Origin of the sequence: Sphingobacterium sp. UBA7631 (assembly GCF_002483935.1) — a bacterium.
GTDB classification, from domain to species: domain Bacteria; phylum Bacteroidota; class Bacteroidia; order Sphingobacteriales; family Sphingobacteriaceae; genus Sphingobacterium; species Sphingobacterium multivorum.
The window spans coordinates 323,137-339,225 of record NZ_DLIX01000010.1 but is presented as its reverse complement, the minus strand read 5'-3'; the positions used below and the strand labels follow the sequence as shown (position 1 = coordinate 339,225).

At 38.3% G+C, this 16,089-nt stretch carries 11 protein-coding genes; 2 read left to right on the top strand and 9 right to left on the bottom strand.

Translation table 11 applies throughout. From position 1 onward, the window contains the following. Positions 1-32: 32 nt before the first annotated feature. From B3P16_RS17800 to B3P16_RS17775, 6 genes are all read right to left on the bottom strand, one after another. Positions 33-980 (bottom strand): hypothetical protein, encoded by a 948-nt coding sequence (locus B3P16_RS17800; RefSeq protein WP_115048765.1) that lies wholly within the window; start codon positions 978-980, stop codon positions 33-35. An 82-nt stretch (positions 981-1,062) separates the two neighbouring features. Further along, positions 1,063-4,203, bottom strand: coding sequence for an error-prone DNA polymerase (locus B3P16_RS17795; RefSeq protein WP_070563869.1), 3,141 nt, complete (start codon positions 4,201-4,203; stop codon positions 1,063-1,065). A 2-nt stretch (positions 4,204-4,205) separates the two neighbouring features. Next, positions 4,206-5,705, bottom strand: a complete 1,500-nt coding sequence (locus B3P16_RS17790; protein ID WP_286843769.1) for a Y-family DNA polymerase — start codon at positions 5,703-5,705, stop codon at positions 4,206-4,208. 2 nt (positions 5,706-5,707) lie between these two features. Beyond that, complete coding sequence (locus tag B3P16_RS17785) at positions 5,708-6,448, bottom strand: ImuA family protein (protein WP_070563863.1); 741 nt, start codon at positions 6,446-6,448, stop codon at positions 5,708-5,710. A 121-nt stretch (positions 6,449-6,569) separates the two neighbouring features. Beyond that, positions 6,570-7,304: a LytR/AlgR family response regulator transcription factor gene (locus B3P16_RS17780; protein WP_046673530.1), complete on the bottom strand. Its 735-nt coding sequence runs from the start codon at positions 7,302-7,304 to the stop codon at positions 6,570-6,572. Positions 7,305-7,316: 12 nt separating this feature from the next. Then, complete coding sequence (locus tag B3P16_RS17775; protein WP_286843768.1) at positions 7,317-9,194, bottom strand: sensor histidine kinase; 1,878 nt, start codon at positions 9,192-9,194, stop codon at positions 7,317-7,319. 504 nt (positions 9,195-9,698) lie between these two features. On the opposite strand from B3P16_RS17775, the gene lgt reads away from it, so the two are divergent. Next, complete coding sequence (gene lgt / locus B3P16_RS17770) at positions 9,699-10,517, top strand: prolipoprotein diacylglyceryl transferase (protein WP_286843766.1); 819 nt, start codon at positions 9,699-9,701, stop codon at positions 10,515-10,517. A gap of 63 nt (positions 10,518-10,580) precedes the next feature. On the opposite strand, the gene B3P16_RS17765 is transcribed toward lgt, so the two are convergent. Further along, the gene (locus B3P16_RS17765) at positions 10,581-11,249 is read right to left on the bottom strand and encodes a response regulator (RefSeq protein ID WP_070563855.1); all 669 of its coding nucleotides are present in this window, start codon (positions 11,247-11,249) and stop codon (positions 10,581-10,583) included. 338 nt (positions 11,250-11,587) lie between these two features. Here B3P16_RS17765 and B3P16_RS17760 point away from each other — a divergent pair, with 338 nt between their 5' ends. Beyond that, complete coding sequence (locus tag B3P16_RS17760) at positions 11,588-13,615, top strand: sensor histidine kinase (protein WP_286843764.1); 2,028 nt, start codon at positions 11,588-11,590, stop codon at positions 13,613-13,615. A 99-nt stretch (positions 13,616-13,714) separates the two neighbouring features. Here B3P16_RS17760 and B3P16_RS17755 read toward each other — a convergent pair whose 3' ends face one another. Beyond that, positions 13,715-14,785, bottom strand: coding sequence for a phytase (locus B3P16_RS17755; RefSeq protein WP_084823135.1), 1,071 nt, complete (start codon positions 14,783-14,785; stop codon positions 13,715-13,717). Positions 14,786-14,798: 13 nt separating this feature from the next. Next, a complete protein-coding gene (locus B3P16_RS17750) occupies positions 14,799-16,061 on the bottom strand; it encodes a right-handed parallel beta-helix repeat-containing protein (RefSeq protein ID WP_070564482.1) in 1,263 nt (420 codons plus the stop codon). Positions 16,062-16,089 lie beyond the last annotated feature (28 nt).

Genomic DNA, 16,089 nt, shown 5'->3' with positions numbered 1-16,089 from the left:
TTTTATCTTATTTTATATAAGGGTTAAGGCCGCTAATTTGCTGCCTTATATTTGTTCACTAAAGCATAATCATAGGGTATGCGCATACTCAAGGGACCAGCTTCCCACAAATCTGAATCAGGGGACAAGTAAAAGTCATAAGCATTACGCAGGAAATTTTCCCCATCGGGTGCTTCTTGCCATTTTTTCTGCGCTCTATTATAAAGTAGTATCATGCAACTCACGCAAGTTCCCTTATCTTTCATGGCCAGGTTTTCATAACACTTCCCTATTTTTACACTTAATTTTTGTTGAATAATAAGGTCCGTCAACCGTCCTTTGGTAAGGTGAATTAAAGCAAGCTGTGCATCTTCATCCGTTGGCGAATGTTTTGCGGGGTTCAATCGGTCGAACTGAGCCTGATATATTCGTGCTATTTCGGCCTGCCTCACATCCATTGGTAAGAGATTTGTATCTACGGGATGGAGGTCTTCAACATCGTCCACCTGGGTGGCTCCAACACTTAAGGCGATATTTTGTTTGGATGTGTCAGCATCTGCAGCAGCTGAGCTTTCATTTTTATCGAATAACTGCGTAAGTTCTGAAATATGATGTCCTATTTGATTAAAACCAACAACGTAATTTAAGATAACAAAAGCAAATAGTGCAAGGACAGAAAAAATAAAAAGTGCCTTCCAAATACTGGTCCGGCTATGCTCATTTGTTTCCACTTCCAAAAATGTAGATCTTTTGTGATCTGCTCTGTCAGCATCGTCACGATTTTCAATCCGGTCATAATCGCCTAAAAATAAGTCTTTACCATCAAAAAGATCAATATGATCTTCTTGAAACATTTGCACTATATCCCGGGCAGCTTTATACTTTACATTTGCCGCTGTGGCAACCAGATCAATTGCGGCATTGACATCGCCCTGTTTAATTAATTCACGAATAGTTGCTTTATCAATTTCGATTGTATTTACGAGAATATTTTTAGTCATACCGTTTAATTTCTATGGATTGCTTCGCTATCGATTAGCACTGAACCATTTTAGATCAAAAATCAGATTAATAAATGAAAGATCAATGAAAATTTCTTCCCTTATGAAAAATACCTGCAGCATTGTCGCCAACTGTTGTCAGATCTTTTAACAAACCTGACATATCAAAGCATCGTTCTGCTATTACATGAATAACCTCTCCTTCAACTTGAATTTTACCCGCGACCATCAGGAGTTTTGCGCGAAGAATTTCTTTTCGATATTTTTCAAATACAGTACTCCAAACGACAATATTTGCAAAACCGGTATCATCTTCAATGGTGATAAATAAAACACCTTTAGAGGTTCCTGGTCGTTGTCTAACCGTAATCAATCCGCATATTTTCACGAGTATATTATTTTTGATCAGACCTAATTTTGCTGTAGGCACGACATGGAGTAGATCAAGCTTACCGCGCAAGAAACTCACGGGATGTGCTTTAATGGATAGCGAGGTTCTTGCATAGTCGGCCACTACATGTTGGCTTTTCGTGAGCAATGGCAGTTCGATCTGTCCTTCTACTATACTTTCAGAGGGTTGACCTTCAAATAATGCAATCGGACGATCCGCCAATGCTGTAATTTCCCAAAGTGCTTGCCGACGATCAATACCTAATGATGTAAAGGCATCTGCATCAGCTAACTTCTCCAACGCAGTAAGAGATAGTCCAACATCCATCATACCAGTAATGGATGCATAAGCAGACTGCCGACCTTGTGTCAGCACAGCAGCCTCTTCCATTGAAAATCCTTTGATCTGACGTAAGCCTAATCGAAGGTCATGTGGTTTTCCAATTTCTCCTTCTAAGGTATTGTCCCACAAAGAATGATTGATATCAATAGGGCGTACTTTTACCCCGTGTTTCTGTGCATCAATAACAATTTGTGCTGGCTGATAGAACCCCATGGGCTGACTATTGAGTAAGGATGCTGCAAAAATATCCGGATAGTAATACTTAAGCCATGAGGACACATACACCAGTAATGCAAAAGACGCTGCGTGACTCTCTGGAAAACCGTAACTGCCAAAACCTTCCAATTGCTTAAAAACTCGATTTGCAAACTCTTCCGTATAGTTTTTCTTTACCATACCATCGACCATCTTTTTGTGAAAAGTCGACACCTGCCCTTTGGCTTTGAATGTAGCCATGCTTCGGCGCAATTCGTCGGCCTCTGCAGGTGTAAATCCCGCAGCAACAATGGCAATTTCCATGGCCTGCTCCTGAAAAAGGGGGACGCCCAAGGTTTTTTCAAGAATGGTTTGGATCTCTGTGCTTGGATAATCGACATCTTCCTCTTTATTTCGCCGACGCAAATAAGGATGCACCATATCGCCTTGTATTGGTCCAGGCCGTACGATAGCCACCTCAATAACCAGATCATAAAATTCGCGCGGTTTTAATCGCGGCAACATCGACATCTGGGCCCGGCTTTCGATCTGGAATACACCTAAGGTATCCGCATGACAGATCATATCGTAAACCTTTGGATCGTCTTTTGCCCCAATATCAGCCAGGGTAAGCTCTTTTCCATAATGCTTTTTAGCGAGGTCAAAAGCTTTGCGTATACAGGTCAACATCCCCAAAGCAAGTACATCAACCTTTAGAAAACCCAGTGCCTCAAGATCATCTTTATTCCATTCGAGATTTGTCCGATTATCCATACGGGCATTTATTAAGGGACAAAGCTCATGCAAATTACCTTGCGTAATAACAAAGCCGCCCGTATGCTGCCCCAATTGACGTGGAAAGCCAATATATTGGTGCGTCAATTCGAGAATTTTTCGCAAATGTTGATCTTCGGGATTAAAGCCCTGTTCAACCAAACGTTCCAAATTGATATCATCGTCCCAATGGCTACTCACTACCCCTGCTAAACGCCCTACCGCATCCATGGAAAGCCCCATCGCCTTGCCAACATCACGTATTGCGCCTTTGGAGCGTACCTGTGTGACAGTTGCTACGATAGCAGCACGATTTCGACCATATTTCTCATAAATATACTGGATCACTTCTTCTCGACGCTCATGTTCAAAGTCGACGTCTATATCCGGCGGTTCATCGCGTGCATCGGACATAAATCGTGCAAATAAAAGCCTGTATTTTGATGGGTCAACAGAAGTAATGCCCAAACAGTAACAGACCGTAGAATTTGCTGCCGATCCACGTCCCTGGCATAAAATTCCTTTTTCCTTTGCAAACCGGACATAATCGTATACAGTTAAAAAATAAGAAGCATAATTTTTGCGTTCGATAAAATCAAGTTCCATTAGAATCGTTTCACGAACTGTTGCTGGAATATCACCATCAAATCGTTTTTTTGCCCCTTCCCAGGTTAAATAAGTTAATTCCTCCTGCGTCGTTCGACCATGGGATGATAATTCATCTGGATAGATGTACTTCAAATCATCTAGGGCAAAACGACAAGCATTGGCTATTTTTACACTCTGTGCTACGGCCTCAGGATACAGCCTAAACAAACGTTCAACTTCAGGTATTGATTTGAGATAACGCTCCGCATTAGGATGTAAATGAAATCCAGCCGTATGTATCGTACATTTTTCACGAATGCAGGTTAAAATATCCTGCAATTCACGCCTTTCAGGGACATGATAATATACATCACCAAGTACCACCCTCGGGATATCCAATTGTTCGCCAAGCTGATTTATCCGAAACAATAATTTAGCATCATCCCCACGATAGAGTTTTTTTATTCCTAGATTAAGATAGCCCTGGAGATGCTGTTGACATTCCTGAACAAACTCAATAAATGAATGTTCAAGCTCAAACCCCACGACCAATTTTTCAGGTGGACAAATAATGAATATAATCCCTTCAGCGTATTGAAATACATCGTTTTTATATAACTCGCATTTTCCTTTTTCGGTCCTTAAATTTCCAAGAGTTAACAATGTTGAGAGTCGGCCATAAGCCTCTTTATCTGTTGGGTAGGCCAATAAACTTGGGCCATCCTGTAAATCTAAACGACAGGCAGGAATAAGTCGTATACCTACTTTTTTAGCCTCGATATGCGCACGAACGATCCCAGCAAGGCTATTACGGTCGGTTACTGCAACAGCATGATACCCCAATTGAGCAGCCCTTTCGATCAGTTCCTCAGGGTGTGAAGCACCTTCGAGAAAACTAAAATTACTTGTTATCTGTAATTCACAATAGCCCATGCTTAAGCGAAAAAACCGTGTATAAACCATTGATCCGTATGCCCGTCATAATGCCCCGAACGATACAGCCAAAAACGCCGGCCTTGCAGATCTTCTACCGCATAGTAATCCCGATGTTCGCCTGGATCAATCCACCATTCACGCTCAATACGTTCGGGGCCATCTGCTTTTCTGATCGTATAGGTGTCTCCCTTATAACGGAACAAGATGGGGGGATAATCGGGTATGGGAGCTGTAACAATAATACGTTCCGGAACCTTCAATAATCGCGTCGGACGTGGTCTTGCCATTTGCCAGTCAACAGTTGCAACCTCATCTAGTGTAGTCGCTATTTTCATGGATCGCTCGGGCCAGTAATGTGCAGACGGAACATAGCGTGAAATCTCACAATTGGCGTCCCTACTTTTCAAGCGATCTAACAGTTCGGTAACTGCCGGGTTTTTGAGGCCAATTCTATTGTTCCAAAGATTTTCCTGAATAGGATCTGCAATTTCAACTTTAGAAACCTCCAAAGTAAATAATTCAATCCCCAATGCCGGTTCAATCTGTGGAATCTTTATGGCAAATAATTGAAGGATATGTTTGACCTGGGCAGTAGCACGATTAGTCTCAATGCTGATTGTCTCTAATTTCCCATCCACGCGGTGGCAATTCAATTCAGCTGCACGTAATCCTTTCCCCTCTCCCGACAAACGTTTACACAACTTGTTTAATAACTCTTCCAGCGCCAGTTCAATACCATGTGCTGTACAGATGGGTTCGAGACAAGGTAATCGCTCTTCATACGGTAAATTAGCTTTTATAGGAAGAACAAATTCATCTTCCAGCCCCATGGCCTGATCCAGTCGAAGCAATAGGCTGTCACCAAATCTTCTACGCAAGACTGAACGCGGCATTTTTGCAAAACTTCCTATTGACTGTAGTCCAAGCGATTGCAACCTTTTCAATTGAACCTCTTCCAATCGTAGTGCTGCAGGGTGCAAGGGAAAAAGTGCCTCTGACTGCGCCTGTTCATTTATAATCGTATTTTCAGAACCAAAATGTGTGATAGCCCATGCGGCCCCAATGGTATCAGCAATGCCCATGCGCACAGTATAACCATGTTGTTTAAATTGAGAAACAATACTTGTTAAGTAAGTTGCCTCTCCACCCCAAAGATGTGCACAACCACTTATATCGAGCATAATTCCATCGGGCTCATCCAATGAAACCCATGGTGTATACCTTATGCACCAATCTGCTATGGAATGGAGTAATTTTTCAGCCAATCCAGCTTGCTCTTTGATGATTTTAAGTGATGGAATAAATGCCCGTGCATCTGCTATAGCCATACCTGCGTGTATCCCCGCTTGCTCTGCAAATGCGTTACACGCACTAACGATTAATTTTCCTTGCACAGCGACAGACAAAACAACAGGAACATCCTGCAAATGTGGCTTACAGACGGTAAGCCAATCTGTTTTTAAGTAACGAAACCAAAGGGACGCAAATCTTTTTTTCATGGCTAGCCTAAATTTTGATAATTATAGGTCCAATCTGTGATCTGCACATCTTTTTTGAGGAATGTTCTAAATCCTTGTGGAGACCAGATAATTTGTCCTTTGGCTGGATTACCATTTCTTACCTTAAGCAGCTCTACTTCCCAACAGGGGTAACCAATACCAGGTAATCCATCATCCGATTGACTAGGTAAAGAAGTAACCTTCCAACGTGCAGCACAACTCGTCGCCAACAAGATCTTGGGGTTATGTTGAAGTATAAATCCTGTCACCCGGCTTTTTTCTACGGCAAGTTGAAGGCGCCTTGACTGAATAAAATCCAGCTGATGTATTTCAGCCAATACGGCTGTTATGCCATGGCATTTCAACGCTTCTTCCATTGCCCATAAAACATCTCTTTCCCGTTTCATGGAGACAAAAACAATCGAGGCCGGATCAACTCCAAATGATTTGATAGCAGCAGGAAATACCGTTTGAATAGAGCCTATCCAAATACAAATCCCATCATTTTGCATCAGTTTTCCAAGCAAAGCACCAATAAATCCACAGGAAGCAGCACTATCCATGCGGTTAAAGCTAACAAATTCATGTATAACACCTTTGGGAAAGATTCCATTTGGAAAAGCTTTTTCCAAAGGCCCCAAATCTATAGCGCATTCATCATTCAAACTTTGAGCTACTCCCTGCCACGACAGTAAGTCTTTTTTAAGTTTGCTAATCAAAGCTTGTTTATCATCTAACATCATAGCCCCTCCTATTTAATAGTACATACAAATGTAATACTAAATATTTTAGTATTAAAGACGAAAGCTATATTTTTTAGCAAATAAACACAGTGCTAAAACGGAATCTTTACTATTTCAATTCTTATATATCATTCAAGAATTGTTGGATGACATCTTTTTTTCTGGTCGCAACAGGAATCATTTTACCATCAGACATTTCTATTTGGCCATCCTTGAAATATTTTTTAATATAATTGGCATTGATTAAATAAGATTGATGACAACGAATAAATTCAGATTCAGGAAGCATCGTTTCAAAATGTTTAAGGACTTTTGAAACCATCATCGGTTTATTGTCTTTGATATAAAATGTAGTATACCCTTTATCTCCATGACAATAAAGAATATCATCAATATTCACGATCTGGGTATATTCAAATGTACGAAGCGCTATCTTACGAGGTCTACTTGGAGATTTCAGATAGCTTTCGGCCATGCTTAATTGCATGCTATTGAACTTAAATTCCGTATTTTTTTTATAACATTTTTCAATAGCTTCCATAAATTGTTCTGGGACTAATGGCTTTAATAAATACGCAATGGCACCTATATTTAGGGCTTCTATGGCATACTGGTTAAATGCTGTTATAAAGATGGTATTAATATCCAATTTCAGTTCTGAAAGGAAGGATAAACTGGATCCGTCTTTCAATTGAATATCGGCTAAAATAAGATCTGGATTAGATTCAAGCAATTCACGTTCTGCCTGGGCAATAGAGGGACTATAACCTACTATCTGAACATAGGGTATCGCATCTAACAGAGACTTAATATACAGATAGATGTTATGCTCGTCTTCAAGAATATAAACTTTCATAATTTCACGTATTTAATTAAAATATAAAACAAGTGGGATATAAATTTCTACACGATATCCACTTTTATCCTCTTTATAATTGGTTTTTATTTCAATCCTTGCTTTTTGCTTTGGATCAGTAAATAAAAGTTCAAGACGCTCTTTGGTAATCACCTGTGAAAGAGATGTCTTGTGCGCATTCTCTTTTTTATCTGTGCGCATTCCCCAACCATTATCACTGATAACAATATGCAATTGATCTGCTTGCTGATTAAAAAGAATTTGTAACTGTCCGCGATAATTTAAATTTTTGAAAGCATGTTCAATAGCGTTTTCAACAAACGGCTGAATCAACATGGGGGGAATCATGACATCGTCCACATCCAAATTACCGCTCTCAATTTCAAAATCAAATACATCTTGATAGCGCATCTGCTGTAAAAGTATATAATTCTTTAATGATTTAATTTCTTGATCCAAAGAAATATACTCCTCCCTATTTAATTCGAGTATATCACGAATTTGACGGGACAACAGGATGAGGTATTGATTTGCTTTTGCTTTTTGTTCACTACTGATCAAACCTTGCAAATTAGCTATAGCATTATAAATAAAATGCGGATTAAGCTGGTTTTGTCGTGTCTTTTGCTCTAAAATTAATTGTCTGTTTTCGGCAACTATACGCTGATTAATATTTTTCAACAACTTTTGTTTATTCCGATAATAAATGAAGAATGCAATACTAAAGATCAGCGCAAATAAAATAACAAAAATCCAACGCTGTTGGACCATAATCTGATGGTTGAAGGCATTTGTTGTTTTTAAAAGCTGAATAGCCTGGTCCTTTTTTTCAGTTTCATATCGTGTATTGATCTCATTGATACGATCATTTTCAATACTTTTTGTGCTATTTTTATAATCCTGATAGGCTGAATCTAAGGTAAAATAAGCCCGTTCATAATCTCCTTTTAATGCGTGTGCTACTTGTAGATTCTGGTAATAGAATAATTTATTTTGCTTGCCTTTATGTGTTTTGATAAACTGCAATCCAGCATTGAAATAATAGATCGCCGAGTCCACTTGATGATTATTCAAAAAATTTTTTGCCAAATTCGCATACGCATAGGCATTGAGCGCCTTGCTTGAAGATAAATAATTAAAATACTTTTGGGATGCCTCTACTGCTTTTCGACTATTACCTATGCTAAAAAAATACTGCGCCTGTAAATTATACATGCGCATAATAATAGCAGAATCAGCCGTTTTATTTGCATAATATCTGCAGCTATCCAGTGTTAATTTTAATTTCTCAAAATCATGCAATTCAATATACTGTATAAATTTAATCTCCTGATAGGCCTGTGCAACATGTGGGTCGGATCTGTTGGGATGATAATAATACCACGACTCGTTATCTTTGAGTGCCTGGTTATAATCAGCGCGGCGATAATTTGCATTGGCCAATAGATTAAAAAAAAGAAAACTAAACCTACTTTTATTTGCTAATGCATATTCTTTCGCATCGATAATTTGTTCCATGATGCCAATAGTAGTCACATCATTAAAACTAAAATTAGCTCTTATTTTAAAGTAATCCTTCAGAACATGCAAATCGGGAGACATTGTTCTCCCATTAAGGTTTTTCAGCGCAATTTCTATTGAATCAATTTTATCATCCAACAAGTAGTTATACGCCAAAAAAATCCAATTATAGCCAGAAATATTAAAATATCTATCCTTAGCAAACTCCGTTGTCTTCTTTGCTATAATAGATTGATCCCTAAAATCCTGTAGAGCGAGAAATTTTAATAATGTGTCCTGATAGGTTAAATCAAGTGCCTTATCTTCAGTATGCGCATTATTTCTAGACGTCTGACGGTCACTTTGATAACAAGAAAGTAACTGTGCCATTAGCACGAGAGATAAAAAACAAAAAGTAAATCTTGTCAAATTTCGTATCATCAGAATATAACTATCTGTTTAAATTTACATGAAGGTCTTATATTTTTCCATTACCTCCTTCATTAACTATAATAAGCTTTCACAAGATATCAACAGCTATAAAAAAATAGGCAAGGCACTACTATCCATATCATGTTATCTATTGTCGAATATCGGAATATTATCAAAAAAACCAATATATACTTTCAAAAGTATTTAACCCCACTGATACTTATGTTAATATTCTTCCTCAGTAAAAACACCGAGTGCAATTATTGATCGCAGATAGAGTTAATTTTCTTTTACTTCCTACAAACATACAAATTGGTCAACAATGAAAACTTACTATTTAATAATCGCAATATATGACTCAATATTTGCATCGATAAAGAGAATTTCGTTTTTTTATCAAAACGTGTAACGAAATAGCCATACCACATACTTATATCATAAAGCATCACGCTAAAACGTAATATGGTAAATAACCTAATCTTTACTTACATAAACTGGACTATAGATAGTGATATCTTTGTTATTCCACTTATTGAACACCCTATTCGCTGGTACGGACTATTTTGGTTATTGGGTATTGTATTATGTTATAAGATATTAGGATCATTATCTAAGAAAGAAGGTCGGCCACCCGAGTTTTTAGATCAACTAACCATTTATATTGTTTTTGGTACTGTCATTGGCGCTAGACTAGGGCATGTATTATTTTACGATCCCGGTTATTACCTCAATAATCCCTTAAAAATATTAGCCATATGGGAAGGTGGGCTGGCAAGCCACGGTGGTGGTATAGGCATACTAATCGCAATCTATTTATTTGCAAAAAAACAGCAACTTCCTTTTCTCTGGCTTGCAGATCGGATTGCTTTGGTCGTCCCTTTAGCTGGTGTTTGCATTCGATTGGGCAACTTAATGAACTCTGAAATGATTGGCACAGCAAGTAGCTTACCTTGGGCCTTTGTGTTTACCCATATCGATACTATCCCCCGGCATCCAGCACAGCTTTATGAAGCCTTATTTTGTCTCTTATTATTCGTATTGTTATATCGTTTATGGAAAGAAAACAAGCTTCGACGTAACAATGGAAACTATTTCGCCTTGCTGTTGGTTTTGCTGTTTTCGTTCAGGTTTTTAGATGAGTTTTTGAAAATCAATCAAGAGCATTTTGAAGACTCCTTATTGATCAATATGGGACAGCTGCTTAGTATACCCTTCATTCTTATTGGAGCTGGTCTATTTATTTTCAATCGTTGTCGAGAAAGAATACCGAATATAACGTAATAGCATGCGCGGACTTCCAATAATAGCCCGCTACGTCATGCTCACCAAATACAGAAATGGTTATCATGACTTTTTTAATAAGCCATGTTGAAAAGCATATTTTACTAATTCCGCGGTATTTTTTACCCTTGTTTTATCTATCAAGCTCTGCCGATATCCTTCAACAGTACGCTTACTCAAAAAGATTTTATCTGCAATTTCTAAATTTGTAAAACCGTCAGCGATTAACTCTAATACTTCTAGCTCGCGATCGTTTATTTCCAGATCGAGGATGATATTCGAGCCCGCATCCCTATAAACTTGACCGGAAGAAACTTGTTCAAGCAGGGCTATACTAATTTCTTCGCTCATATAGCGTCCGCCTTCAGCGACATGCTTTAATCCAAAAAGTAATTCATTGTAACCTATATTTTTCAACAGGTAGCCTGAAAGACCATGTTCAAAACCTTCAACAACATAATGAATTTGATTTAGCATAGACAATATCACAACTTTGACCAATGGATATTTTTGACTGATGATTTTTAAAAGCTCCATCCCGTCCATATGCTCCATGTTTATATCAGTTAAAACAATATCAGGAGCTAAACCATTCGCCAATATAGACAGCGCTTCTGCACCATCAGATGCCTCGCCTATCACCGTAAATTCACCCTGGGATTCTAAAAGTAGTTTAATACCATTCCGTACGACCATGTGATCTTCAACCAATAGTATCTTAACCGTATTCATCTTCTATGGCATTTAAATAAAAACTTTCAATTCTATTTTCTTCCAAACTTATACTGCAACGATAATTTATCATATTCGCTATTTGAAATAAAAAAGAAACAGACTGCATAAACAAAATAAAGATACAACTTTCTATCCAGTCTACTGTCGACATGATGAGTTCACATTAAACAGCCCACAGGATCAACTGGCAAATAAAATAGTGGATTTCATCCCTTACGACAACTCCGGTCATTTATGGATAGAGCGAAAACTCATGAGAAAGGAACAATATTTGTATGCTATTAAATCAAGCTATAGCGATATCGCTTTAATCAATACTTAATTTTTGCTATGTTATGATATGTTCAGATAAAGATATTTTAGCCGTTCTCACCTCTTCATTGGATGCCTGCGCAATTTATGATAGTGCAGAACTCCATATTTCTTATGCAAGCACTAACATGTTAAAACTTTGGGGTTGTGATCAGCGTATTATTGGGCAGTGTCTTGAAAATTGTCTTCAACGAGAAGATTTAACACCCTATATCCCCCTCCTGAAAAATGTCTGGATAAACGGAAAAACTGCGGTCATTGAAAAGATAAGGATTAAACTCAAAACGGAAAAACAGTCTTCACTAGGTTATACGCACACTTTTGAATATCATCCGCTCATCAATGAAAAAGGTGAAATTTATGGCATATTTAATCAAATTAGACTGATACCTGAAAATGAAGACAAGTACCCACAAACGCAGGAAAAAAATACCATTGAACGAAAATTGCTACAAGATTTATTAACTCAAAAATATCTTATAGCAGGAAAACACTATAAGAGCCCAACGAATAATTACACCTTGTCATCTAAACATACTGAAGATCTAAATGAAAAACTTAAGGGGGCACTCAAGAAAATCATTGAGAGTGAAGAACATTATCATTTTGCTTTACAGTCGGCCGAGATGGGAACATGGAACTTAAATTGTAAAAATTACTTAGTGAATTGGGATGAACGGACTCGGGAACTCTTTGGGTTTGCGAAAGGTGAGTATGTTCCATACAATGAAGTCCTTAAATATATTCATCCAGAAGATAGGAATAGAATCGATCAAGAAGTCAAAAAATCACTGACTTATCAAAACAAAGGTGTTTATGACGTACAGTTTAGAACCATTGGAGCACAAGATCTTCAGTTACGGTGGTTGCACTGTAAAGGAAGAGTATACTTTGACCAAGACCAACAACCCGAATGGTTTGCAGGTACCGCTATAGATATTACCACCCAGCATCAAGAACACGAAAAGCTTGAAGCAATTCATCAACTTATCGCCAAAAGAGATCAACAGTTTAGAATGATCGTAGAAGCCGCCGGTATCGGTATATTTTCTATTGACATGGAAACCAAAACAATGGAACTCAATGATCGCTGCCGTGAATTATTTGGCTTCGATCAGCAAGACAACATCAAAGAAGCTGACTTTTTTGACCAAATCCTGCCTCAGTACAGAACTATCATCCATGATGTTTTTCTGGAAGTAACACATAAACAATCTCCTTTCGATTGTCAATGTGAAATAAAAGATAAAAAAACAGGTAAGATAAAATGGTTAAGGTCAATAGGTGGAAGTCAATTGGAATCGGATACAACAAGACATATGATCTACGGCGCTATAATAGACAGCACCAATGACAAGGAAGAAGAAAGGAAAAAACTAGACTTTATTAGTATCGCAAGTCACGAACTTAAAACACCGTTGACCTCACTAATTGCCTATATCCAATTACTTCAGGCCAAAGAAGGTACACTGAGCACCGAAAAGCGCATGCAATATCTCCACCAATCGAATGAGCAAGCAACGCGTATGCGCGGTTTAATTGACGGCTTTTTAAATGTTACTCAATTAAATGAGGGTAAGCTAGTGCTTCGCAAAAAGACATTTAACGTTTGCTCTTTAATCGATTATATTCAAAATATCTATTCTTTAAAATCGGTAAAGCACTTCATCCATTATACAGGAGCAATAGATTCGAATTTGGAGATTATTGCCGATCGTGATAAAATCGAACAAGTGCTAATCAACTTCATGGACAATGCCATTAAATATTCACCCAGTAATTCAACAATTACCCTGCATGTGGCAATACAATCAGGTTATTTTGAAGTCGAGATCAAAGACCAAGGAAAAGGCATCAATCACAAGGATCAGAAACAAATATTCAACAAATTCTATCGTGTAAATGACGATGCAGATTGTTACGCGTCGGGATTTGGCATTGGGCTGTTTATTTGCAAAGAAATTATTCAAAAACATCAAGGAGAAATTGGTGTCAACAGCCAGATTGGTCAAGGATCAACCTTTTGGTTTAAAATTCCGCTCAGTGCATAAAGCATAACGCGAGGTATTTTAAACAAATATTACCAATAGCAAAAAAAAGCAACAGCTGTAATCAAATAACAACTGTTGCTCTAGCACTTATTCTATAACCTATTTCTTTTTCAAATCCGCTCCGGCAATATCTTCCCATCGATAGTAATGGAATGTTTTATCGTCGCTCATAGTAACAAACAAACCATGTTTAAAGGTTTCATTTAAATTAAAGGAGGTCGTTTCTGAACCATCACTTTGTGTTGCCATAACCGGTACAGTCTTCAGATATTTGTGTTCGAAAGGATTGCTTTGGGTTCCTTCCCGACTAAAGACCTGAAAACGATTTGCACCCTGGTCCGACACCAAGATATATCCGGTACTATCGGTCAATTTATAAATCGAAATACCTTCATGATCTTCTTTAAAACCTGTTGTAGCAAATAATGCCAACTGTTGGTTTCCCTTTGCTGGATCGGCATAGTATTGTTTTACGCCAACTTGTTCGTCCGAATAGTAAATATATCCAAGCTCATTGTCCACCGCTATCGCCTCGATCTCTTTTTTCCCACTAAATGAACCAAATTTGCGAACTAATGTAGCTTTTACCGTACCAGAACCATTATCCTCCAATAAATATTGACCCAAATAGCCTTCTTTTGGTCCATTTTTCCGTCCAACAATAGCATAGATCTCTCCTTTTGGGGAAGTATATAGGGCAATCCCCATCAGATCCCTAAATTCCGGTTCAGTTTCGCTAACAAACATATCCAGTCCCCCTTGATCGATCGGTTTCATATCGGGTAATGAAAAGACACGCAATTTATGGGTCATACGCTCTGTTGTGACGGCGATATCGACAGGTTTCCCCCCCAATACCAAACCGTAGGCTACATCAACATTGTTTGGTCGTTTTAAATTGGAAACCACTTTTTCTTTGACCGTTTTACCCTGTAAATCGTACACGAATAAAGCTCCATCGGCATCTTTATCCGTTGCTATAATCAAACTCTTGCTCGGATCGCTCTTATTGATCCAAATTGCGGGATCATCCGAATCATAACGTACAGCATCAGTCACAATAACGGGCTTAACTGATTCTATATTATTTGTTTGCGCATTTTCGCATGCCATTTGAAGCAGGGTTGATGCTCCCAAAGTTAGTGTTAGTATTGTTTTTAAATTTGTCATTATATGAAGTAAATTAGAATTTGGAACCGAATGCCCCAACATATGCTGCTGGCTGGGGAGAACTATAGATTAGACCGTTTGACATCACCAGGCCACTCGTAAAATGAGGTTTAAAAGCAAGGGTACCAGCCTTTAATGCAGGTGAATTCCCTTGGAGATGAAAATCCCAGGTGGAGTCAAACAGATAGTTGTCGACTGAGGTTTCCAAAGGATAGGCTATAAATTTAGGATTATTATCTCCTGCCACTTTACCTCTAATATCATTACTACCGCCTACAATATCATTTTTGCCGACCTGAAACTGATCTACATTCAATTGGCTGTAACCATAGTACCAGTTATTACTTGACACAGAACGGTTATCTTCTGGCTTTTTCGGGTCGCGCTTGACTCCAAACCGCGTATTAGCAAAAAGATTATTGTAAATCTCGGCTCTGACAGATGCTTCTAACCAAATCGAACCTCCTTTGGCTGTCGGTCTGCGCCATCCAGTGTTGAGCATGGTATTATTGTAAACAATAATATAAGCCTGGGGTGTACGGTCTCCTGAATTGGACAGTTTTAATGCATTGGTATTTACACTATACACTAGGTTATAAGCAACATCTGCAAGACATCCGGATTTGAAATTCATCGCTTCTCCACCTGTCACCCCATTGGAAAAGAAACGGTTGTTAGCAAAAATGATTTTTCCTCCTTCAATATACGTGCAGTCTTCGTGAAAATGACTTACCGTACTATTTTGAACCACTAGTTTTCCATTTGGATTAGAAAACCATAGCGCTGGTAAAGCTTCACCAGACACTTTTTTATACAAGCCCATCTTTACAGAAGTTGACGCGTCTGATGTAATTGCACCCCCATACTCTATGATGGTATTGTCCAAAACAAGTTCCTGACAGCTTGGGGCGGCTAAAATTCCTCCCCATAATTTGCCAAATTCATTCGTCTTCGTCTTATACCCATCTTCAACCGTAAACTTGACAGGATTTTCAGCTGTACCTAACGCATATAAATTACCCAAAACAACAATTTCAGGCTTATTGACAGAATCCATCAATACAGTTACGCCTTCCTCAATCGTTAGTGTCTTACCTTCGGGAATAATAATATCCCCCTTAATATGCTGCACACTCCCCTTACTCCACACACCGGAGACCTCGCCGATAGCACTTCCATCGGCATCAGAAGTATCAACATCAATATTTGCTTTTTCACAGGCGCTTAACACCACGATAAAAAATGCTAGAAACGATAAAATACATTTATTTTTCATCTGTATATATTTAATTTTAATGATGAAG

Bases quoted from the DNA above. Each gene is read 5' to 3' on its own strand.
- B3P16_RS17800 (WP_115048765.1), bottom strand. From the start codon at position 980: ATGACTAAAAATATTCTCGTAAATACAATCGAAATTGATAAAGCAACT.
- B3P16_RS17795 (WP_070563869.1), bottom strand. From the start codon at position 4,203: ATGGGCTATTGTGAATTACAGATAACAAGTAATTTTAGTTTTCTCGAA.
- B3P16_RS17790 (WP_286843769.1), bottom strand. From the start codon at position 5,705: ATGAAAAAAAGATTTGCGTCCCTTTGGTTTCGTTACTTAAAAACAGAT.
- B3P16_RS17785 (WP_070563863.1), bottom strand. From the start codon at position 6,448: ATGATGTTAGATGATAAACAAGCTTTGATTAGCAAACTTAAAAAAGAC.
- B3P16_RS17780 (WP_046673530.1), bottom strand. From the start codon at position 7,304: ATGAAAGTTTATATTCTTGAAGACGAGCATAACATCTATCTGTATATT.
- B3P16_RS17775 (WP_286843768.1), bottom strand. From the start codon at position 9,194: ATGGCACAGTTACTTTCTTGTTATCAAAGTGACCGTCAGACGTCTAGA.
- lgt (WP_286843766.1), top strand. From the start codon at position 9,699: ATGGTAAATAACCTAATCTTTACTTACATAAACTGGACTATAGATAGT.
- B3P16_RS17765 (WP_070563855.1), bottom strand. From the start codon at position 11,249: ATGAATACGGTTAAGATACTATTGGTTGAAGATCACATGGTCGTACGG.
- B3P16_RS17760 (WP_286843764.1), top strand. From the start codon at position 11,588: ATGATATGTTCAGATAAAGATATTTTAGCCGTTCTCACCTCTTCATTG.
- B3P16_RS17755 (WP_084823135.1), bottom strand. From the start codon at position 14,785: ATGACAAATTTAAAAACAATACTAACACTAACTTTGGGAGCATCAACC.
- B3P16_RS17750 (WP_070564482.1), bottom strand. From the start codon at position 16,061: ATGAAAAATAAATGTATTTTATCGTTTCTAGCATTTTTTATCGTGGTG.